At 53.6% G+C, this 20,483-nt stretch carries 18 protein-coding genes; 8 read left to right on the plus strand and 10 right to left on the minus strand.

Going from position 1 to position 20,483, the window contains the following annotated elements; translation table 11 throughout:
• Positions 1-65: 65 nt before the first annotated feature.
• From DFP95_RS13145 to leuC, 4 genes are all read right to left on the minus strand, one after another.
• Positions 66-2,786 carry an S-layer homology domain-containing protein gene (locus tag DFP95_RS13145; RefSeq protein ID WP_147304161.1) on the minus strand — a complete coding sequence of 907 codons (2,721 nt, stop codon included), beginning with the start codon at positions 2,784-2,786 and terminating at the stop codon, positions 66-68.
• A 123-nt stretch (positions 2,787-2,909) separates the two neighbouring features.
• Positions 2,910-4,418: an N-acetylmuramoyl-L-alanine amidase family protein gene (locus tag DFP95_RS13150; protein WP_115993091.1), complete on the minus strand. Its 1,509-nt coding sequence runs from the start codon at positions 4,416-4,418 to the stop codon at positions 2,910-2,912.
• Positions 4,419-4,643: 225 nt separating this feature from the next.
• Positions 4,644-5,246 (minus strand): 3-isopropylmalate dehydratase small subunit, encoded by a 603-nt coding sequence (gene leuD / locus DFP95_RS13155; RefSeq protein WP_115993092.1) that lies wholly within the window; start codon positions 5,244-5,246, stop codon positions 4,644-4,646.
• 16 nt (positions 5,247-5,262) lie between these two features.
• Complete coding sequence (gene leuC, locus DFP95_RS13160; RefSeq protein WP_115993093.1) at positions 5,263-6,684, minus strand: 3-isopropylmalate dehydratase large subunit; 1,422 nt, start codon at positions 6,682-6,684, stop codon at positions 5,263-5,265.
• Positions 6,685-6,812: 128 nt separating this feature from the next.
• Between leuC and DFP95_RS13165 the strand changes: the two genes are divergently transcribed.
• On the plus strand, positions 6,813-7,715 hold the full coding sequence (locus DFP95_RS13165) for a LysR family transcriptional regulator (protein ID WP_115993094.1): 903 nt from the start codon (positions 6,813-6,815) through the stop codon (positions 7,713-7,715).
• Positions 7,716-7,726: 11 nt separating this feature from the next.
• Here DFP95_RS13165 and DFP95_RS13170 read toward each other — a convergent pair whose 3' ends face one another.
• Positions 7,727-8,524, minus strand: a complete 798-nt coding sequence (locus tag DFP95_RS13170) for a carbon-nitrogen family hydrolase (RefSeq protein ID WP_115993095.1) — start codon at positions 8,522-8,524, stop codon at positions 7,727-7,729.
• A 203-nt stretch (positions 8,525-8,727) separates the two neighbouring features.
• On the opposite strand from DFP95_RS13170, the gene DFP95_RS13175 reads away from it, so the two are divergent.
• Positions 8,728-9,903 (plus strand): pyridoxal phosphate-dependent aminotransferase, encoded by a 1,176-nt coding sequence (locus DFP95_RS13175; RefSeq protein ID WP_115993096.1) that lies wholly within the window; start codon positions 8,728-8,730, stop codon positions 9,901-9,903.
• Positions 9,904-9,957: 54 nt separating this feature from the next.
• Here DFP95_RS13175 and DFP95_RS13180 read toward each other — a convergent pair whose 3' ends face one another.
• Complete coding sequence (locus DFP95_RS13180) at positions 9,958-10,143, minus strand: hypothetical protein (protein ID WP_115993097.1); 186 nt, start codon at positions 10,141-10,143, stop codon at positions 9,958-9,960.
• Between the two features lie 161 nt (positions 10,144-10,304).
• Between DFP95_RS13180 and proB the strand changes: the two genes are divergently transcribed.
• The 6 genes from proB to mtnB are packed head-to-tail and all read left to right on the plus strand — an operon-like array spanning position 10,305 to position 16,161.
• Positions 10,305-11,432 (plus strand): glutamate 5-kinase, encoded by a 1,128-nt coding sequence (proB, locus tag DFP95_RS13185; RefSeq protein WP_115993098.1) that lies wholly within the window; start codon positions 10,305-10,307, stop codon positions 11,430-11,432.
• Positions 11,425-12,672: a glutamate-5-semialdehyde dehydrogenase gene (locus DFP95_RS13190; protein ID WP_115993099.1), complete on the plus strand. Its 1,248-nt coding sequence runs from the start codon at positions 11,425-11,427 to the stop codon at positions 12,670-12,672. Before proB ends, DFP95_RS13190 begins: the two co-directional genes overlap by 8 nt.
• A gap of 13 nt (positions 12,673-12,685) precedes the next feature.
• Positions 12,686-13,561 carry a pyrroline-5-carboxylate reductase gene (gene proC, locus DFP95_RS13195; protein WP_115993100.1) on the plus strand — a complete coding sequence of 292 codons (876 nt, stop codon included), beginning with the start codon at positions 12,686-12,688 and terminating at the stop codon, positions 13,559-13,561.
• 37 nt (positions 13,562-13,598) lie between these two features.
• A complete protein-coding gene (locus DFP95_RS13200) occupies positions 13,599-14,828 on the plus strand; it encodes a 2,3-diketo-5-methylthiopentyl-1-phosphate enolase (protein ID WP_115993101.1) in 1,230 nt (409 codons plus the stop codon).
• Positions 14,825-15,514, plus strand: a complete 690-nt coding sequence (locus DFP95_RS13205; protein ID WP_115993102.1) for a 2-hydroxy-3-keto-5-methylthiopentenyl-1-phosphate phosphatase — start codon at positions 14,825-14,827, stop codon at positions 15,512-15,514. Before DFP95_RS13200 ends, DFP95_RS13205 begins: the two co-directional genes overlap by 4 nt.
• A complete protein-coding gene (mtnB, locus tag DFP95_RS13210; protein ID WP_115993103.1) occupies positions 15,511-16,161 on the plus strand; it encodes a methylthioribulose 1-phosphate dehydratase in 651 nt (216 codons plus the stop codon). The genes DFP95_RS13205 and mtnB overlap by 4 nt, the downstream gene beginning before the upstream one ends.
• Positions 16,162-16,237: 76 nt before the next feature.
• Here mtnB and DFP95_RS13215 read toward each other — a convergent pair whose 3' ends face one another.
• The 4 genes from DFP95_RS13215 to DFP95_RS13230 are packed head-to-tail and all read right to left on the minus strand — an operon-like array spanning position 16,238 to position 20,401.
• Entirely contained in the window at positions 16,238-16,951 is a 714-nt protein-coding gene (locus DFP95_RS13215) for a DnaD domain-containing protein (RefSeq protein WP_115993104.1), read from the minus strand.
• Positions 16,952-16,997: 46 nt separating this feature from the next.
• Complete coding sequence (gene asnS, locus DFP95_RS13220) at positions 16,998-18,290, minus strand: asparagine--tRNA ligase (protein ID WP_115993105.1); 1,293 nt, start codon at positions 18,288-18,290, stop codon at positions 16,998-17,000.
• A gap of 18 nt (positions 18,291-18,308) precedes the next feature.
• Positions 18,309-19,532 (minus strand): acetate kinase, encoded by a 1,224-nt coding sequence (locus DFP95_RS13225; protein WP_115993106.1) that lies wholly within the window; start codon positions 19,530-19,532, stop codon positions 18,309-18,311.
• Positions 19,529-20,401 (minus strand): 3-hydroxyacyl-CoA dehydrogenase family protein, encoded by an 873-nt coding sequence (locus tag DFP95_RS13230; RefSeq protein WP_115993107.1) that lies wholly within the window; start codon positions 20,399-20,401, stop codon positions 19,529-19,531. Before DFP95_RS13230 ends, DFP95_RS13225 begins: the two co-directional genes overlap by 4 nt.
• Positions 20,402-20,483: the final 82 nt, after the last annotated feature.

The raw sequence follows: 20,483 nt of genomic DNA on the forward strand, positions 1-20,483 counted from the left end.
ACAACCTCCCCGTCCCAAGACCCAAGACGGAGAGGTTGTTATACGTAATTTCGCCTTTATTTACCTTACTTTACAATTTCGAAGATCTTGCCTCTAAGGACATACAAGGACAGAGCGTCGTCGTAGTGCAGATCGTTGACGGTAAGAAGGTTCGTTCCTTGGTGAATATATATCTTAGGATCCAAGTTATAGGAAGCGTTAGTGTTCGAAGTCCCTTCCTTTTCTTTTACGAAAAGTCTTTGAGATATCGTTTCGAATTGGAAAACCGTCCTGCGGGAAACGGGAATGACTTCAATCGTAACGCGATCGGCTTCGTCCTTGCGGATTTCGACGCGATCATCCGGCTGAATAACGGACAATGAGCTTTGAACCGCGTTGTCCCGGATAATTTTCGGGCTCGTTCCAAGCGATTTGGTCGAGACGACTCCTGTCGAGGACACGATATCCACGGTCGATGCCGCAACGTTCACGGACGATACTTTGCCGTAAGTCGCGGAAACGGATTTGATGTTCATCGCGGTATTGCCTTGGAAGGAAACGTTAACGAGATTACCCGGCGTGAAGGTGCTCAAGTTAGCGGTCGTTCCGTTCTCGTCCTGCAGTTTCATCGATGAATTAATCGACCATACCTCAACGATACCGTCGCTGCGTCTAACGCCAAGCTTGCTCGCTACCGCGTCCACGGAGACGATTTCCAATTGCAACGTCTTCTGAACCAGAATCGCCGTAGCTTGATCTTGGCTGGCATTGCCGAGTATCAATGTAACCGTATCGCCGATTTTAACGTCCGCCGGCGTCTTCATAGTTTGACCGTAAATTTCGACGTTCGGGCTGACGTAAGGAACCGTGACGCTGCTTGATGCATCCAAAGACAGCTTTATCGTTTTGGCGGACTGATTAATTTCCAGCACCTTGCCGCTGTATCTCGCGATTACGGAAATATATACGGCATTGTCTCCGCTGTAACCGATACTGATTTTTTTGCCTTCCGTCGAAATGAACGATGCCGCGGAATCCAATGACAACAACGTTCCATTCAAATCGAATCTAGTCGTCGGAGTAATGAAAAACGTCTTGATCGCAGCTCCGTCATTAACGATTAAAGTTTTCGCTTTGGCAACGTATTGGATAACCGTCGCGGAGTAAAGCGTGCTCACCGATCGATTCGTCACTGTAATCAGATACACTTTGCCGCTCTCGTTCAACGATAGCGATACGGCATCGCCTTTCACGAGATCGTCGATCGTGACATCGGAGTAACCCTCGATCTTCACGGTATAAGTATCGGCCAAACGCTTAGCTTCCAAATTATTATTTACCGTATATTGAATGGTGTTGTTCGATTTAACTACCGCCTCGAGAACGCCCGATACCGTCGGTTGCTCCGTCTTCGTAACGACGATGCCAGCCACCGTACCCGTCTTGACCTCGTAGGTAATCGCGTCGCCGACTTTAAGTTGATCGAACGTCAAGTTCGCGCCGTTCAGTTTAATCGTTGCATTGGCGGCCACGCTATAGCTTTCCGAATTGCCGGAAGCCGTATCTTTTACTTGGAGCGCGCGAGTAGCGGCATTCCAAGCTACAACCGTTCCCGTGCCCGTTTTATTGGTAACGGATTGATTAACCGCGATCGACACGATCTTGCCTTCCGCCCGAACGGCATCGACCATCAGCTTAACAGGCGCGTTAACCGGCAGATTATCGATCGTTAGCGCTTGTCCGCCAGCATCCGTAATCGTAGGCATATTTTTGGAATCGTAATAGTAGTCCTCTTCGACGCCGTTAACCGACATCGTTAATCTAAGCTTGGATTTCACGACCGAAATCAGCGTGCCATCTATCGTCTTCACCTTCGGCGTTTCGTTCGTTTGCTCTACGAATCCTACGCTGCTATCGCTGTTCGTGAGCAAAGTCACTTCGCCGTATTGCTTCAAGTTAGCCAAGGGGGTAATCGTGTCCGATTGATAACCGTAAATTGCGGCAGTCGGCGATAAAGTATACTCTTTCGTTTCGCCTGTCGAATTCAACAGGGTAATCTTCGTTGCGGATGAAGACATCAGGACGCCGGATACTTGTCCGGGATAAACGGCTTCGATTTCCGACTCTGCCCGGCTGAACAACGTTGAAGCCATCTCCCGCGTAACGGGGGCTAGCGGATCGAATTTCGTTACGTCCTTGCTCTTAATACCGGAGATGATTCCGAGGGATACGGCTACGTTTACGTAACCTTTCAATTTCGGATCGATGGCGGTATCGTCGCTGAAAGCTGTAGCTTGCGTTGCCGCCAGCTTAGCTTCCGCGTCTTTGCCGATCGCGCGAACGAGCAGCTTCGTCATCCATTCGCGGGTCGCGAAGCTCTTGCCCCATTCGCTGTCTTTTTCCTTGGCAGCCAACGCGACTTCCTCGTCGATCATGATGATTTTTTTCTGTAACGCTAGCTTTATGTATGGCTTGTAGTCTTCTTTCATGACGAAATTGCTAGGGAACACGAGCGCGATTGAATGGTCTACTTCATCCTCGACTCCCATCAATCTCAGTGCGATGAGAACCGCGTCTTGGCGGGACAGCTTGACTTCCGGAAAGAACTTGCCGGCGTCTTTGCCCGTTCCTCCCTTGAAGATTCCCTGGAGAGCGAGCTTCATGATATGCTTTTCCGCCCAGTAGTTTTGTTTGACGTCCTTGAACGGCGATGCCGCGGATGCGGACGTAGTCGTCCAGGAAACCCCCGTACCTAATAGAGATGCCGCAAGTAAGCCGCTAACGACCTTCGAATAACCCTTTTTCATCGAAAAAATGTCCCCTCTCCCGTTATACACATATACCGGCCCCCTGGAGGGCCGGATGGTTATGACTATTATGAATATGCCGAAAAACGACTGCTTGCAAATGCCGATCCTCTAAGCATGATTTCAATTGATTTTCAATTGCATTTTGATTCCCGTCGCGATCGCCTGAGCAACCCGATTCTGGAAGTCTTCCGCCCACAATTGCGGTTCGTCAATCTTGCTCGATAAGTAACCCGACTCCAGCAAGATGGCCGGCATCGTCGTTTCCCTGGTTACCGCAAGGCTCTTCTGACGAACGCCGTTGTCCTTGAGCCCAGTCGCCTGAACGAGCAACGTATGCATCAAGTTGGCGAACTCCTTGCTATCGGCTCGCGTGTAATACGTTTCCGTGCCGTTCGTAGCCGCCGTGTAGCTGTTGGCATGCACGGATACGAAGAGGTCGGCTTTCTCAGAATTAGCGAGCGTATAACGATCCGACAGCGAAGGGAATGAATCGTTGGATCGGGTAAGAATTAATTTCAGCCGCTCGTCGCCGGCGAGCAGGGCTTGAACCTTCAGGATTACCGAGAGATTGTAATCTTTCTCCGGCCGCTTGGTAATGCTGATCGCGCCCGGATCGCTTCCCCCATGTCCCGCGTCCAGAACGACCGTGAACAAGGATTTGTCGGGAAGCGGCTTCTTCAAGAAGATTCGAAGCTCGCCGATCATAGGATCGTTTACCAACTCGTAATCCCAAGCTTGGTTGAGATCAAGCACGATACGAGGAGCTTTCGTCGCTTCTCCGAATAGGGAATACCTGATCGAGGTTAAAGCCGGGTGATCCGAGACGACCATTTTCCCTTCCTTAACCTGCGTAAAATCGACCAACGGAAGAAAATCGCTCATGAATTGCGCATTCGGCAGATCAACTACGATTCGTTTCGGATTATCGAGTTTAAGTACAGTAGGAGCGATGGTACCATCGTACTTCAGCACGACGGAAGTTAAATCCATATCGTAATAAACCTCGTAGAGATTACCGTTGATGACTGGCGGCACGGAAGTGTCCGGCGTTCCGGTCGCCGGAGGATCAACGATCGTTCCATCGCCGGGCACGCTACCGTCTTCCTCGTCGGGATCGACGATACCGATCAGTCCGCCGTCGCCGTCCGGCGTTTCCGTTTCGTTGCCGGGCTTAGGCTCTTCGGGCGAATATAAAAACGCGGATTTGCTCTTGTTATCCCAAATGACGTTTAAGCCGTAAGACTGGCTTAGAAATCGCAAAGGTATGAACGTATATGAGGCCTTATCGTTAGAGATTAATGTTGGCGGGACATCCATCTTCATGGGAACGTTATCGAAATAGGCGGTTTGCTGATCGATGACCATAACCAGATTCTTGGAACCGTTGGACACCGTTACTTGTTTCTTCTTATTGTCGTAATCCACCTTGTAGCCCATGTTCTCGACCGCGATCCGAACGGGAATCATAACCGATTGCCCTACGACCGTAGGCGGTTCTTGAGGTTGTAAAGGTACTCCGTCCAGAACCAGCTTCGGAACCAGTGGTTCGGTCTTGGCGGCGTGTACGATGCCCGCACTCAGGAATAGCATGCTAGAGACGACGAACAACAAGGACAACCACTTCTTCATGCTTCACCTCGATGTAAATAAAGATTTTGCGGACCTTGCCGAAATATGTAAGATGCTAGCGGCTTGTCTACTAACCATTAAACGTCTAATAGGAAGAAAAGTTGCGTAAATGAGGAAAAAAAGACCCTTTGTCCCGGAAATTGCCGAATCGGGGACAAAAGGTCTTATTTGTACTTCGAACGTCATGCGATCTCGGTCTATTCGCTTCCAAATATCCCCTGCGATTTAGGCGTTGGCTGACGCTGCGCGTTGCGCTTCATAAGCCGTAATCGCGGATTCATGCTGAAGCGTCAGACCGATGTCATCCAGACCTTGCAGCAGGAATTGCCGGCGATGCTCGTCCAATTCGAACGGAATTCTGAGTTCCTTGCCGTCGGTGATCACCTTGTTCTCGAGATCGATGTTCAAAGTGTAACCTTCCTGCGCATTCGTGCGGTCGAACAAATCGTCTACTTGCTCTTCGCTCAGCTTGATCGGCAGAATACCGTTCTTGAAGCAGTTGTTGTAGAAAATATCCGCGAACGAAGGCGCGATGATGCAACGGAAACCGTAGTCCATGATCGCCCAAGGAGCATGCTCGCGAGACGATCCGCAACCGAAGTTGGCGCGGGACAGCAACACGGAAGCGCCTTGGTAACGCGGCTTGTTCAGATTGAACTCGGGTATGACGTTTCCTTGCTCATCCCATCTCCACTCGAAGAACAAAAATTGGCCGAACCCGCTTCTCTCGATTCTTTTCAGGAATTGCTTAGGAATAATAGCGTCCGTATCTACGTTAACCCGGTCGACCGGGGCGACAAGTCCATTTAATTGAACGAATGGTTCCATGTTGGTAAACTCTCCTTTACGCTTTTACTTCGGATTTGAAATCCCACGTACGTACGTCGACGAAACGGCCTTGAACGGCAGCAGCCGCAGCCATCTCCGGGGACACGAGATGCGTGCGTCCGCCGCGTCCTTGACGGCCTTCGAAGTTACGGTTGGACGTCGACGCGCAGCGTTGGCCCGGCTTAAGCACGTCGGGGTTCATCGCCAAGCACATGCTGCAACCGGCATCGCGCCATTCGAAACCGGCTTCGGTAAACACTTTGTCCAAGCCTTCCTTCTCCGCTTGGATCTTAACCCGTCCGGAGCCCGGAACGACGATCGCCGTTACCCTGGAGCTGACTTTGTGGCCGCGAGCTACGGATGCCGCCGCTCTCAGATCCTCGATGCGACCGTTCGTGCAAGAGCCGATAAAGACGTAATCGATCTCGATGTCAGTCATCGGCGTGCCCGGTTTCAGATCCATGTATTCCAGCGCGTTAGCCGCTGCTTTGCGCTCGTTCTCCGTCGGAAGGTTCTCGGGTACCGGAACGGAGGAAGTGATGCCCGTTCCCATGCCGGGGCTGGTACCCCAGGTTACTTGAGGGATCAACGAGTCTACGTCGAAATCCAAAGTAAGGTCGAATTCAGCGCCATCGTCCGTGCAGAGAGCTTTCCACTCTTCTACGGCCGCATCGTACGCCGCGCCTTGCGGAGCGTATTCGCGACCGCGCAAGTATTCGAACGTCGTCTCGTCGGGAGCGATTAACCCCGCGCGGGCGCCGGCTTCTATGGACATGTTGCAGACGGTCATGCGCTCTTCCATCGTCAATGAACGAATCGCTTCGCCCGTATATTCCATAACGTAACCAGTTCCGAAATCCGTGCCGTATTGCGCGATCAGACCGAGAATCATATCCTTGGCCGTGATGCCCGGCTTGCGTTTGCCGTTGAAACGAATGACCATCGTCTTCGCTTTCGACTGTTGAAGGCATTGCGTGGCCAGAACGTGCTCGACTTCGCTCGTTCCGATTCCGAAAGCAAGCGCTCCGAACGCGCCGTGCGTAGAAGTATGGCTGTCTCCGCAAACGATCGTTTTGCCCGGGTGAGTCAAGCCCAGCTCGGGTCCCATGACGTGAACGACGCCCTGGTCGATCGTATTCAAATCGTAGAGCTTCACGCCGAACTCGCGGCAATTTTCCGTTAACGTGTCAACTTGTTGCTTAGAGATCGGATCGGAAATATTAAAGCGGTCTTTCGTAGGTACGTTGTGGTCCATCGTTGCGAACGTAAGGTCGGGACGTCTGACTTTGCGGCCGGATAGGCGAAGCCCTTCGAACGCTTGCGGGGACGTAACCTCGTGCACCAAGTGCAGGTCGATGTAAAGAATGCTAGGCTTTTCTTCTCCAGCGACGATGACGTGGTTGTTCCAAATTTTCTCGAACATGGTTTGTTTACTCATCTGACTGTTCACCCCAATAGGTCTACTTTTGATTGATTTTATCTTAGCATTTATTCTTTCATTGTTCCAAGATATAATATCTATAAGGTTAATAGTTCCAGACTATGAAGCGGAGGCTCGACGATCCCATGGAATTTCGCCAACTGTTATATACGATTCAGATCGCAACGGATAGGAATTTCTCCCGGGCGGCGGAGAAACTGCATATCGCCCAGCCTTCCCTCAGCCAGCAGCTCTCCAAGCTGGAGAAGGAATTAGGCGTTCTTCTATTCAAAAGGAGCACGAATTCCGTAGAGCTAACCTACGCGGGCTCCGTCTTCGTCGATAAGGCTCAGCAGATCATCGACATGACCGATCAGCTACGCAGGGAGATGGAAGATATCGCGGACATGCGTAAAGGGCGGTTGGTCGTCGGAAGCTTGCCGATGACGGGCGCTCACGTGTTGCCTTACGTATTACCCGTCTTTCGCGAAGCATACCCCGACATAGAGGTCGTATTAATAGAGGAGTCCACCCATAGGTTGGAACAGCTCACCGCTAGCGGAGGTACCGATGTCAGCTTGTTGACGTTGCCGTTGGTTGAGCCTACCCTAGCTTACCAACCTCTGATCGAAGAAGAAATCTGCCTTGCCGTTCCGCCGGACCACCCCTATGCGATCGCCGGGCGAACCTCCGTAGTGGCCATCGCCGAATTGAAGGACGAGCCGTTCGTTCTCCTTAAGAAAGGACAAGGCTTCCGGGCGATCGCGCATAACTTATGCCAAGCGGCAGGCTTCGAACCCCGCGTCGTATTCGAGAGCGGAAATATCAATACGGTGCAGTCGCTGGTCGCGGCGGGCATGGGTATCGCGTTCGTTCCGAAAATGATGACGCAGGCGGAATGGCACGGACGAGCTCCGGTTTACTTAACGCTGGAAGGACATCCGACTAGAACGCTCGTGATCGCTTATCGCAAGGGACGTTATCTATCGAACGCTGCCGAAGCGTTTATTTCCACCTTCCGCGAGACCATTATCCCCATTAGCAAATAAGCCCCGTTGTTTTATTCGTAGATCTTCGGCCTGCGATCCGCGAATACGGGAATGCGACCCCTTACTTCGTTCACTAAGCCCAGATCGATTTCCGCGACGAGTATCGTCTCTTCTTCTTCGGCTTCCGCAAGCACTTCGCCCCATGGGTCGATAACCATTGAATGGCCGAAGAAGCTCGACCCGCCGCTGTCTCCGACCGTATTGCAAGAGACGACGTACATTTGATTCTCGATCGCTCTCGCTTGCAGCAGCGTTCTCCAATGATGAAGGCGCGGATGCGGCCATTCCGCGGGAACGAACAATATTTGGGCGCCATCGAGCGCGAGCTTGCGGGCTAGCTCGGGGAAACGAATATCGTAGCAGATCATAACCGCTGCCGGAATTCCTTCCAAGTCGAACGTACCAAGCTTATCGCCCGATTCCAAATGCAAATGCTCGTTCATGAGCTGAAAGAGATGAATTTTGCTATATTCGGACACCTCGGCGCCGGTTCTGTCGAAGACGTGCACGGTATTCGTCACGCCCTCTGCTCTTAGCTGCGCGATAGAACCCGCAAGCACGGAGATGCCGTGTTTGCGGCAAAAATCGGAGATGACTTCCTTCGTTCTCCGACCATCCGGATCGGCTAAAACCTGTATTTCCGTTAACGCGTATCCCGTATTCCACATTTCCGGCAACACGATCAAATCCGGTTTCGGCGACGACGCGGCGGCCTCCTTCAATCTCGCTTCCATCTTCGCGAAATTGGCATCCGGGTTTCCCGCGACGATGTTCATCTGCACGAGCGCGATCCGCAATGGGGTTGACATGGCCATTCACTCCTAAACTTCACTTGATTATATGCTACCCATCGTACTTCATCGGACGTGTGGCGGCAACACCGTATTGCCATTCACAATTCCGACCCAATTACCCCGATTTTCGGCTTTTCATCTCCCTCATCCGTTGCCGAGATTGTTCCGTTATGCTACATTCATCCTATCCTACGTATGACGGAGCGTGAACATTTCGCATGTCCTTTAACATTACTCCCGCCAAACGGCTCCAAACGTTGCCCGAGCAATTTTTCGCGGCATTGGTCGCCAAAGCGAACGCGCGCGCCGCAACCGGCCGCGACGTCATTAACCTTGGGCAAGGCAATCCCGATTTGCCGACCCCGGACTCGATCGTCAGTCGTCTAAAGGACGCGGCATCCAATCCGAAATACCACAAATATCCGCCTTTCCGCGGATTTCTCTTCTTAAAAGAAGCCGTTGCCTTGCGTTATAAAGAAGATTACGGCGTCGAGCTTGATCCAGAGAAGGAGATCGCCGTTCTGTTCGGCGGTAAATCCGGATTAATCGAAATCAGCCAATGCCTGTTGAATCCGGGAGACGTTTGCCTAGTGCCCGATCCCGGATATCCCGATTATTGGTCGGGCGTCGCCCTTGCCGGCGCAGAGATGGCTTTCATGCCGCTGAAGGAAAGCAACGGCTTCCTGCCGGATTACGAAGCGATATCGGAGAATGAACTCGATCGCGCCAAGCTCATGTTTCTTAATTACCCGAATAATCCGACGTCCGCCGTAGCGAACGCGAGCTTCTATAGTCAGACCGTCGACTTCGCCAAGAAGAACGGAATCGTGGTAGCAAGCGACTTCGCATATGGAGCCATCGGCTTCGACGGCAACCGTCCGATCAGCTTCCTGGAAACGCCGGGTGCCAAGGAAGTCGGCATCGAATTCTACACGTTATCCAAAACCTACAATATGGCCGGCTGGCGCGTTGGATTCGCGCTGGGAAATCCGGAAATCATCGAGATGATCAACCTCATCCAAGATCATATGTACTGCAGCTTGTTCGGAGGCATTCAAGAAGCCGCGGCCGAAGCTCTAACCGGGTCCCAGCAATCCGTGCATGATCTCGTTGCTATCTATGAAAGCAGAAGAAACGCGCTGTACGGGGCGCTTGCGGAAATAGGATGGAATGCGCCTAAGCCGGCAGGCTCGTTCTTCTGTTGGCTTCCCGTACCCGCAGGTCACACGTCGATGTCCTTCGCCGACTTGCTGCTTGAACAAGCGGACGTCGTCGTCGCTCCGGGGTCCGGGTTCGGCACGAACGGGGAAGGATACGTGCGCCTCGGCCTGTTGACGACGGAGGATCGGCTCCGCGAAGTTGCGGCAAGAATTGGTCGTTTAGGGCTATTCTAAGCCTGCTTCACACTGTCGTTCGTTCCTTTACAACCCTTATATACCGTGTTATTCTTAATTTAATTGAGCGACGATCGGATTTCGGCGCTGCCATATGAACGCATTGACGGGAAACGAAGCGGATCCGGACATGACCAGAGAGTAAATTTCCAGGCTGAGAGAATTTACCTTGTCCCCCGCCTCCCCCATCCCCGAGCGGACGGCGAAGAGCCGGACAGTACCTGCTGTTATCAGGATCATGAGAGGACGGAGCCTCTGTTTACAGGCGCCGTCAATGAAGGTGGTACCACGGAAGCTAGACTTTCGTCCTTTGCACAGGGCGGAAGTTTTTTTGTTTATTCGGAATCGTTAAGGTTTCCGTATCCCCCTTAAAGCTTGCGTCTCGATAAGGAGTTGAACTCATGGGCAAACGTATCGTTGTCAAAATCGGAAGCAGCTCACTGACCTCGGCGGAAGGCGGATTGAATCGGCAACAAGTGCGATTCTTCGCGGACGAAATCGCATCGTTGCATGCGAAAGGATACCAAGTCCTTCTCGTCACCTCCGGTGCGATCGCGGCGGGATTCCGTCGGCTCGGTTATTCTTCCAGACCCAAGCTCGTGCACGAGAAGCAAGCTGCCGCGGCGGTCGGGCAAGCCTTGTTGATGGAAGCGTATCAAGAAGCTTTCATTGCCAGCGGAATTACCGCCGCGCAAATTCTGTTGACCCGACCGGACTTCAGCAACAGAAGCCGGGCTCAGAACGCCACGCGGACAATCGAAGAATTATTGAAGCAACACGCGGTCCCCATCATTAACGAGAACGATACGGTCGCGGTCGACGAGATCAAGTTCGGGGAGAACGATTCCCTCTCCGCCTTGGTCGCTAATCTGGTCAAAGCCGACGGCTTGTACATTCTGACCGACATGGACGGCGTATATACCGGCGATCCGCGCAAGGTGCCGGATGCCGTTCGGATCGAGCGCGTCGAGGTTCTCTCCGACGAGTTGTACCGCATCGCAGGCGGTGCCGGCTCATCCGTCGGAACGGGCGGGATGCGCTCCAAGATCGAAGCGGCACGCATCGCCATGCAAGGCGGCGTCCCCTTGTTCGTCGGACAGGTATCAGTCGAAGGAGACTTGCAATCGGCGGTAGCCGGTAACGGTAAGGGCACTTATTTCGCCTCTTCCCTGCACTCGTTGTCCGCGAAGAAGCATTGGGTCGGGTTTCTCTCGGTTCCTCAAGGAAGGATCATCGTGGATTCCGGGGCAGAAGAGGCCATGCTCCGCAAAGGCCGCAGCTTGTTGCCGGCAGGCATCGTAGCGGCCGAGGGCGACTTCCACCCCGGCGACGTGGTCGAGGTGATGAACGGCGACGGTCGGATTCTCGGTCGCGGCGTCACCCACTACTCCGCGTGGCAGATCAAAGCCATAGCCGGATTATCCAGCGAGGAAGCCTTGAAACGCGTCGACGTCGTCCGCGTGGAAGTCATCCACCGGGATCAATGGGTTTCATCGACTATCGTTAAGGAGGCAAGTTCATATGAGTGAAGTTATCCTTAAAGCCACAGCGGCCAAAGATGCCGCCAACGTTCTGAACCGATTAACCACCGCGCAGAAAAACGAAGCATTGATTCTCGTAGCGGATGCTTTGCTTGACCAGGAGGCGCGAATTCTCGCCGCCAACGAAGAGGATCTTGCCAGAGGCAAGGAATCCGGCACGTCCCCTTCCCTATTGGATCGGTTAAAGCTGACCCCAGCGAGATTAAAAGACATCTCCGACGCAGTCAGGCTCATCGTCGAGTTGCCCGATCCTGTAGGCGAACTATTGGATACGTATCATCGGCCGAACGGCTTGTTCATCGAGAAACGCAGCGTGCCGCTAGGCGTCATCGGCATTATATACGAAGCTCGTCCCAACGTAACGGTGGATGCCGCGACGCTGTGCTTGAAATCCGGCAATTCGGTCGTGCTTCGCGGCGGTTCCGCCGCCCTTGCCTCCAATCGCGCCATCATCGCGGTCATGCGCGAAGCGTTGTCCCGATCGTCCGTTCCGGCGGACGCCTTGCAGCTAATCGAGGATTCCGATCGCGGCTCCGTCGATGAAATGCTCAAGCTGAACGGCTTACTGGACGTCATCATCCCGAGAGGCGGCGCTTCGCTTATCCAGAACGTCGTTAAGAACGCGACGGTTCCCGTCATCGAAACGGGCGAGGGAGTATGCCATACGTACATCGACGCCAGCGGCGAGTACGCGATGGCGGAATCCATCTCGGTAAACGCGAAAGCACAACGCCCATCCGTCTGCAATTCCATGGAAACTTTAATCGTCCATCAAGCATTCGCGCGCGCGCATCTGGTTAGCCTCGCGGAGAAATTCCGCGAGGTCCATGTCGAGCTAAGAGGCTGCGACGTTACCCGCGATCTCGTATCATGGGCGAAACCGGCGAGCGACGCGGATTACGCGACGGAATATAGCGACTACATTCTTAACGTTAAAGTGGTAAACGATTTGGAAGAGGCTCTTGGCCACATCCAACGCTTCGGAACGAAGCACTCCGAGTGCATCGTTACGGAAGACGCGGCCAACGCGGACCGGTTCATGCAGGAGGTCGACGCGGCGGCGGTTTACCATAATGCCTCCACCCGCTTCACCGACGGATTCGAATTCGGCTTCGGCGCGGAGATCGGCATTAGCACGCAGAAGCTGCACGCGCGCGGACCGATGGGGCTGCCTGCCCTCACTTCCACGAAATACCGGGTCGTCGGCACCGGTCAAATCAGAACCTAGGAGCGTGCTAACGATGATCCAGTCCACACCTTCATTAATCTCGGACGCTACGCTTTGCTTCTACGGTGCCGGCTCCATGGCGGAAGCCATATTGCGCGGGCTCGTAGAGGCCAAGCTGACCCGACCGAAGAACATATCCGTCATGAACCGTCAGAATGCGGACAGACTGCTTCACTTGGAAAAGCAATACGGGATCGTTCCCGTCACGACCTCGGCATTGAAAGACGAAGCTTTGTCCGCAGCCGACGTCATCGTACTAGGGATGAAGCCGAAGGATGCCTCCGAAGCCATCCGGACTCTTCGCCCCCTTCTGCGTCCCGAGCAGCTCGTTATCTCGGTTATCGCGGGTTTATCGATCTCGACGATTCGGCATTTGATCGGACGCGAGCAGCAACCGGTCGTTCGCGCGATGCCGAATACGTCGAGTACGATTCGTCTGGGAGCGACGGGAATCAGCTTCTCCGATTCGGTGACGCCGGGACAGCGCGAACTCGCTCACGCGATATTCGACGCGATCGGCATATCGACCGTCGTAGACGAACCGCTTATCGAAGCCGTAACCGGCGTATCGGGGAGCGGTCCCGCTTATGTCTATTACTTGATGGAAGCGATGATCGATGCCGGAATCAAGCTCGGTCTATCCCCGGAAGCAGCTAAACGGCTGACGGTTCAAACCGTTCGCGGCGCCGCCGAGATGGTTAATTCGACCGGCGAGGATCCGGGAGAGCTGCGGCGCAAGGTTACCTCACCTAACGGCTCCACGCAAGCCGCAATCGAGAAGCTGGATCAATTCTCTTTTCAAGAAGGCGTGAACGAAGCCATTGCGCGCTGCGCGGAAAGAGCGCGAGAGATGGGCGAAGCGATTCGCAAGGAAGCCGGCCTAGACTGAAGAATATACCGGATTACAGAAAGAAGGTTATGTCCGAATGCAACCATCCTATAGTAAAGCCACATACCGTCTCTACGACGATAAAGCCGATTTTCACAAGAAAGCCGAAGGTATCGCCGTCGGCCTGACCGTTGGCAGTTGGACGGAGTTGCCGGAAGCCGCCAAAGAACAAATGCAGAAGCATCTAGGCAAGGTCGTCTCGGTCTCTATCCATGATCCGCTAGATGCGGCGCCAGGGGAACGCTATGCGGACATCACGATCGCTTACCCGGACGTTAACTTCAGCCGGGATATCCCGGCTTTCCTCGTTACCGCGTTCGGCAAGCTATCTATGGACGGAAAAATCAAGCTGACCGATATCGAACCGTCGGCTGATTTCCTAAGCGCCTTCCCCGGGCCGAAGTTTGGCGTTCAAGGCGTTCGCGACCTATTGGGAGTGCATGATCGCCCTCTCGTGATGAGTATTTTCAAATCCGTCATCGGGCACGATTTAGGCAACCTTCGCGAGCAGTTCCTGCAGCAGGCTCTAGGCGGCGTAGATCTGATCAAGGACGATGAAATCCTATTCGAGAATCCGCTGACTCCGTTGGAGCAACGCGTCGAAGCCTGCATGAGCGCCGCCCGCGAAGCGGAGCGGACAACCGGACAGAAGCTGCTCTATTTCACTAATCTAACGGGATCGACCTTCCAGTTGAAGGCGAACGCGAAGCGCGCGATCGCCGCGGGGGCGAACGGACTATTGTTCAACGTACTCGCCTATGGATTCGACGCGTTGGCAGAGCTTGCCGCCGATCCGGACATCAACGTTCCTATCGCCGCGCATCCAGCGTTGGCTGGAGCGCTCTACCCTTCCCTCCACCATGGCATTTCGGCATCGTTATTGTTAGGCAAGTTGATGAGGATCGCGGGAGCGGATCTTTCCTTGTTCCCTTCCCCTTACGGTTCCGTAGTCATGCCCAAAGCGGAGAATCTAGCCGTTATGGAAGCCCTGCTCGACCCGACTCTGCCGCAGAAACCGGCTTTTCCCGTCCCGTCCGCGGGCATTCATCCCGGTCTCGTCCCGTTAATCATGGGGGACTTCGGTCCGGAAGTCGTCGTTAATGCCGGAGGCGGCGTCCATGGTCACCCCGGCGGATCCGCGGCGGGCGGACGAGCTTTCCGGCAAGCGGTTGATGCCGTCAATAGCGGATCTACGCTCGAAGCCTATGCACAGAAACACGAAGAACTAAGCATCGCCATTCAACGCTGGGGGGTCCGCACATCTTGAGTAACACGACAACCAGATTCCCGCGACCGCCCGTTCTGTTCTGCGACTTCGACGGCACGATTACGCTAAGCGATAATATCGTCGCCGTTATGAAGCATTTCAACCCGCCTGGTTGGGAGAACATCGTCCAACAAATCCTGAACGAAACGAAGTCCATCCGGCAAGGCGTCGGCGAGATGTTCTCGCTTCTACCCTCGTCGATGAAAGAAGAGGTCACTTCTTACATCCTTAATTCCGCGGGCATTCGGGACGGATTTGCCGAGCTACTGGAGTGGTGTAAGAAGAACGACGTGCCTTTCTACGTGACGAGCGGCGGAATAGACTTCTTCGTCTACCCTTTACTCGAGCCGTTCGGAATACCTGCAGATCATATTTACTGCAACGGCAGCGACTTCAGCGGGGAACGAATTGAGATCGTGTGGCCGCACGCTTGCGATTCGGAATGCGATAACGGCGGTTGCGGCATGTGCAAAACCGCGGTAATCCGAAGATTTCCTTCCGACCGGTTTTATCGTATTTTGATCGGGGACAGCGTTACCGATTTTGCCGGCGCGAAGCTCGTCGACTTAGTCTTCTCCCGCTCGCATCTGACGGTCAAATGCCAAGAGCTCGGTCTTCCCCATATTCCTTTCGAGACTTTCCACGACATTATTAAACGACTGGACCAAGGAGGCGCGGATTCATGAGTTTTGCTAATATAACAACCGAGCAGAAGCAACAAGTGCTCGGAGAGCTTTCCGCGGTCAAGGCGGATTTCGCGGCTCGCGGTTTCTTCCCGGGCACGAGCGGCAATCTCTCGATGAGAATCGGGCCCTACTCCCCGGAGAGGTTTTACTTTGCCGTCACGGCAAGCGGCAAGGACAAATCCAAGACGACGCCGGAGGATTTCTTGTTCGTCGACCAGAACGGCAATCCTTGCGAAAGCACGACCCTTAAGCCGTCGGCGGAAACGGTCATTCACAACGAAATCTACCGATTAACCGGCTGCGGCGCGATTTTCCATATCCACTCCGTCTATAATAGTTTGGTATCGGAATGGTTTTGGGAACGCCGGGCTGTACCGGTCCAAGGCGTGGAGCTTATCAAAGGATTGAACATATGGGACCAAGACGCGGCCATCGATATCCCGATCCTGTCCAACTTCGCGGACGTTCCGCGTATCGTACCCGAGATTGCGGAGCGCATAGCGGACCGAATTCCCGGCATTCTCCTTCGTAACCACGGAATCTACGCTTGGGGACGCGACGCGTTCGAAGCCAAGCGGCATTTGGAAGCTTTCGAGTTTTTATTCGAATACGTGTATCGATGGGAATTGCTTAAAAGTAAAAAATAAAAAAATCCAATCTATCGTTCACCGTCGCTACGACGGCAACATAGATTGGATTTTTTTGATGATCAATCTCCCGCGTTTACCTGCCGGCGCGGAATTTCTGGGCGTGCAAGCGCGCCTCTTCGACGTTCGTGACGCGGTTGCGACTCCATTCCAGCAGTATTCTATCGATATATCTGAAATGCAGCTTGCCCGCGAACACGGATTCCTTCAGCGCGAACCGGATAAGCTCTTCTGCATACCTATCCTGATCCAACCAGCCGTTAATCGTTTCGTATTCCATCGGAGTGAGCGGGCGTCCGAATTCTTGTTCGAACAGGACGAATAAATTATGAGGGCCGGATGCCTGGAGAACCTGAGCGGCAGAACGAGTCGGCTCCGCGTGTTCGCGGTTACCCTGCTCGTCCTCGGCGACTCCCCGGAGCGGAACCTCTCCGGAGGCAAGCAGCACGCCGATCTTCTGAAAAAAACCGGATAAATTATATCGTTCCGATTGCACGCCCGACTGCGGATCGAATATTTCGTCGATCGTGACGAATCCGAGCTTCATCAGCTTCTGCAGCGTTTGCCCGACGAGCGCCGGCGAGCATCCTAATCTCTCTTGAAGCTGCTCGATCATCGGGAACTCGTTCTGCTCTAGCTGACGGAAAGCGATGAGGTGAAGCAGAAGCATGCCTTCCGTGTCGTTAAGCTTAAGCGCCCGATAAGTGCGAAGCATTGCATAAGGGATGCTGACTGCGCCGTCCATATAGGCCTCTGCCATTCCCCTCGCAAGCGAATTGCGGTCATTCATGCTGGAACCCACCTACTCTCTTTCCTCTCGACTAACGAACCGTCTATTACGGATACAGCCGGTATAATGTGCGCGGGAAAGCGATCGTTTCCCGAACGTGATCTAATCCGCATATCCAAGCGACCGCCCTTTCCAAACCTAACCCGAAACCGGAATGGGGTACGGTGCCGTATCTTCGAAGATCCATATACCAGCCATAAGCTTCTTCGGATAGCTCGTGCTCGGCGAAACGTTGCTCTAGCAGCTCGGGATCGTCGATTCTTTGCGAGCCTCCGATGATCTCGCCGTAACCTTCGGGAGCGATCATGTCCGCGCATAACACGACTTCCGGACGATTAGGATCCGGCTTCATATAGAACGCCTTGAAGCTTGCAGGATAATGGGTTATGAACACCGGCCGATCGAATTTCTCGGCGATCGCGGTCTCATGCGGCGCCCCGAAGTCCTCGCCCCATGGCAACTCCATTCCGATCTCCTTCAGCAAATCGAGCGCTTCATCGTACGTAATGCGCGGAAATGGCGGCAATACGCGTTCAAGGGCCGAAATGTCCCTCTCCAGAACCGCAAGCTCCGCCTTGCAATTTCCTAACACCCGGCTTACGATATGGGCGATAAACTGCTCTTGCACGTTTAAGTTCTCTTCATGATCGACGAACGCCATCTCCGGCTCGATCATCCAGAACTCGATCAGATGGCGGCGGGTTTTGGATTTCTCCGCGCGAAACGTCGGTCCGAAAGAATATACTTTGCCGAGCGCCATCGCGGCCGCTTCCATATACAGCTGACCGCTCTGGGTCAAGTAGGCGTCTTCCTCGAAATATTTGGTATGGAATAGATTCGTCGTTCCTTCGCAGGACGACGGAGTGAGTACCGGCGGATCGACAAGAGTAAAATTCCGTTCGTCGAAAAATCCTTGAATCGCCGAAATGATTTCCGCCCGAATGCGGAGAATCGCGCGTTGGCGCGGAGCGCGCAGCCATAGGTGGCGATGATCCATCAGGAAATCGACGCCATGCTCCTTTGGTGTAATCGGATAATCCTTGGCCACCTGGATGATCTCGATCCCCGTTACGGACAGCTCGAATCCGGATGGGCTGCGCGGGTCTTCCCGGACGGTTCCCGTCACGTAGAACGAGCTTTCCTGCGTCAGCTGTCCCGCTTTCTCCCACACGGACTCCTCTGTTTCCGCTTTTACTAGAACTCCTTGAATGAATCCCAACCCGTCCCGAATTTGCAGAAACTGTATTTTACCGCTAGAGCGCTTACGCGTAAGCCAACCGCCGAACGTAACCTCCTGTCCGACGAATTGCCCGATCGTTGCTAAATCCACTTTGCTCATCTTATTCCGACCTCCTATTTAGAAACGCGACTCCACAGCCGTTTTATCTTTGACTAGCCTATAAGTATCCCTAGCGATGAGCAGTTCTTCGTTCGTAGGAACGACCAGTACGCTCACTCCGGAATCATCCGTCGTAATCCGGCGCGTTTCGGATGAACGAACCGCGTTTCTATCCGCATCCAGATGGACTCCGAAGAACGTCAACCCCCTGCAAACCGCTTCCCGCAACGGTGCGGAATTCTCGCCGACCCCCGCGGTAAACAAGATCGCATCCACGCCATCCATGGCCGCGACGTAAGAACCGATATATTTCCGAATCCGGTACGCGTACATCTCGAAGGCTAGCTTTGCCTTGTCGTTCCCGTCGTTCATCGCTTCCACGACTTCCCGCATATCGCTGCTGATTCCGGATATCGCGAGCAGGCCGCTATGCTTGTTGAGCATGGAATTGACTTCGTTCAACGTCAAATCCTCTTTATTGATCGCGAACGGGACGACCGCGGGATCCAGATCCCCGCTACGGGTACCCATCATGAGACCTTCCAACGGAGTCATTCCCATGCTTGTATCGTATGATTTGCCGTGAAGGATCGCTGCGCAACTCGCTCCGTTTCCGATATGGCAGCTGATAAGCTTGAGCTTTTCAAGCGGTCGGCCAAGAAACTCCGCGGCCCGCTTGCTCACGTAATCGTGCGATGTGCCGTGAAATCCGTAACGTCGGATTTGATGCTTGCGATACAGAACGGTCGGAATTGCATACAGGTAAGAGCTTGGAGGCATCGACTGGTGAAATGCCGTATCGAACACGACCGCTTGCGGTACGTTCGGCAGATTCGCTTCTACCGCGACGATGCCCATCATATGAGCCGGATTGTGCAAGGGAGCCAGATCGAACAGCTTGCGGATTTCCAGCTTAACGTTCTGGTCGACCAATACCGATTCGCTGAAAGACTCGCCCCCGTGAACGACGCGATGGCCAACCGCTTGTATATCTTGAATGTTGCGTAGCACCCCGAACTTACGATGGGTAAGCATATCCAATACCTTCTTGATCGCGGTCGTATGGTCGAGTATTTCGCTTACCTCGCGAACCTCCGGTTGATTCTCTACCTCGTGGGTCAGAATGGAGGAGTCCATTCCGATCCGCTCCACCCGTCCCTTGGCCAGCACGTCTTCGGTTTTCATATTGTAAAGCTGATATTTGAGCGAAGAGCTTCCCGCGTTAATAACGAGTATATTCATGAGATACGCTCACCATCCTTGCCGTACTTGAAGAAACCGACTCCGCTCTTAATGCCCAGATGACCCGCTCGAACCTTTTTCTTGAGCAGGAACGACGGACGGTATTTCAGCTCTCCGTATTCGCGGAACATCCGGTCAAGCGCCGCTAGAACGGAATCGAGTCCGAATCTGTCCGCCATCTCCAGCGGCCCGTGCTGAAATTGGTATCCGATGCTCATCGCCGAATCGATGTCCTCCGGAGAAGCCACTCCTTCCTCCAACAAGTGGAGAGCTTCGTTAATGAGCAAGCAGATCAGCCTCGTCGTCACGAACCCGGGCGATTCGTATACCATTACGCCGCTCTTGTTCAATACTTCTTCGGTGAAGCGTTTCGTCTTGTCGAATGTCGAATCGGACGTCTGCAAGCCTCTGATGATCTCAACCACGTCGATCCGCACGGCCGGATAGACGAAATGCATTCCGATTACGCGTTCCGGGAACTGACTCGCTCCCGCAAGCTCCGTCAAGCTGAGCGTCGAGGTGTTGCTGGCCAGAACGGTATCTTGCGGAACGATACGGTCCAACTGTTGAAATACGTCCTTCTTGCTATCTAAATCCTCGCTGATGGTCTCGATCACCAATTCGCAATCAGATAAATGCTGCAAGGATGTCTCCATATGTAGCCGGTTTAACGTTAACTTCTTCTCCGCGCCGGTAATCGCCCAACGCTCCATCTGACGGTCGAGGCTTTGCTCGATCATCTCTTTCGCTTGCTGAAGCTTCTCCGGTGTTTTCTCCACCAAATGGACGTCCAGGCCTTTAGCGGCAAGCATCTCGGCGATGCTCTGTCCCATCGTGCCAGCGCCTACGACTCCGACAACCTTAAACATACTTATGCCCTCCATAATAACGCTCTTTAAATAAATAATAAGATGATCATACCCCGCTCCGCGCGCTTCGATTACTCGAAAG

Source organism: Cohnella lupini, from assembly GCF_003386205.1.
Taxonomy (GTDB): Bacteria; Bacillota; Bacilli; order Paenibacillales; family Paenibacillaceae; genus Cohnella; species Cohnella lupini.

Bases quoted from the DNA above. Each gene is read 5' to 3' on its own strand.
- DFP95_RS13230 (WP_115993107.1), bottom strand. From the start codon at position 20,401: ATGTTTAAGGTTGTCGGAGTCGTAGGCGCTGGCACGATGGGACAGAGC.
- DFP95_RS13180 (WP_115993097.1), bottom strand. From the start codon at position 10,143: ATGATCCTGATAACAGCAGGTACTGTCCGGCTCTTCGCCGTCCGCTCG.
- leuD (WP_115993092.1), bottom strand. From the start codon at position 5,246: ATGGAACCATTCGTTCAATTAAATGGACTTGTCGCCCCGGTCGACCGG.
- proC (WP_115993100.1), top strand. From the start codon at position 12,686: ATGATCCAGTCCACACCTTCATTAATCTCGGACGCTACGCTTTGCTTC.
- DFP95_RS13190 (WP_115993099.1), top strand. From the start codon at position 11,425: ATGAGTGAAGTTATCCTTAAAGCCACAGCGGCCAAAGATGCCGCCAAC.
- DFP95_RS13225 (WP_115993106.1), bottom strand. From the start codon at position 19,532: ATGAATATACTCGTTATTAACGCGGGAAGCTCTTCGCTCAAATATCAG.
- leuC (WP_115993093.1), bottom strand. From the start codon at position 6,684: ATGAGTAAACAAACCATGTTCGAGAAAATTTGGAACAACCACGTCATC.
- DFP95_RS13170 (WP_115993095.1), bottom strand. From the start codon at position 8,524: ATGTCAACCCCATTGCGGATCGCGCTCGTGCAGATGAACATCGTCGCG.
- DFP95_RS13200 (WP_115993101.1), top strand. From the start codon at position 13,599: ATGCAACCATCCTATAGTAAAGCCACATACCGTCTCTACGACGATAAA.
- DFP95_RS13215 (WP_115993104.1), bottom strand. From the start codon at position 16,951: ATGAATGACCGCAATTCGCTTGCGAGGGGAATGGCAGAGGCCTATATG.
- asnS (WP_115993105.1), bottom strand. From the start codon at position 18,290: ATGAGCAAAGTGGATTTAGCAACGATCGGGCAATTCGTCGGACAGGAG.
- mtnB (WP_115993103.1), top strand. From the start codon at position 15,511: ATGAGTTTTGCTAATATAACAACCGAGCAGAAGCAACAAGTGCTCGGA.
- DFP95_RS13145 (WP_147304161.1), bottom strand. From the start codon at position 2,786: ATGAAAAAGGGTTATTCGAAGGTCGTTAGCGGCTTACTTGCGGCATCT.
- DFP95_RS13175 (WP_115993096.1), top strand. From the start codon at position 8,728: ATGTCCTTTAACATTACTCCCGCCAAACGGCTCCAAACGTTGCCCGAG.
- DFP95_RS13165 (WP_115993094.1), top strand. From the start codon at position 6,813: ATGGAATTTCGCCAACTGTTATATACGATTCAGATCGCAACGGATAGG.
- proB (WP_115993098.1), top strand. From the start codon at position 10,305: ATGGGCAAACGTATCGTTGTCAAAATCGGAAGCAGCTCACTGACCTCG.
- DFP95_RS13150 (WP_115993091.1), bottom strand. From the start codon at position 4,418: ATGAAGAAGTGGTTGTCCTTGTTGTTCGTCGTCTCTAGCATGCTATTC.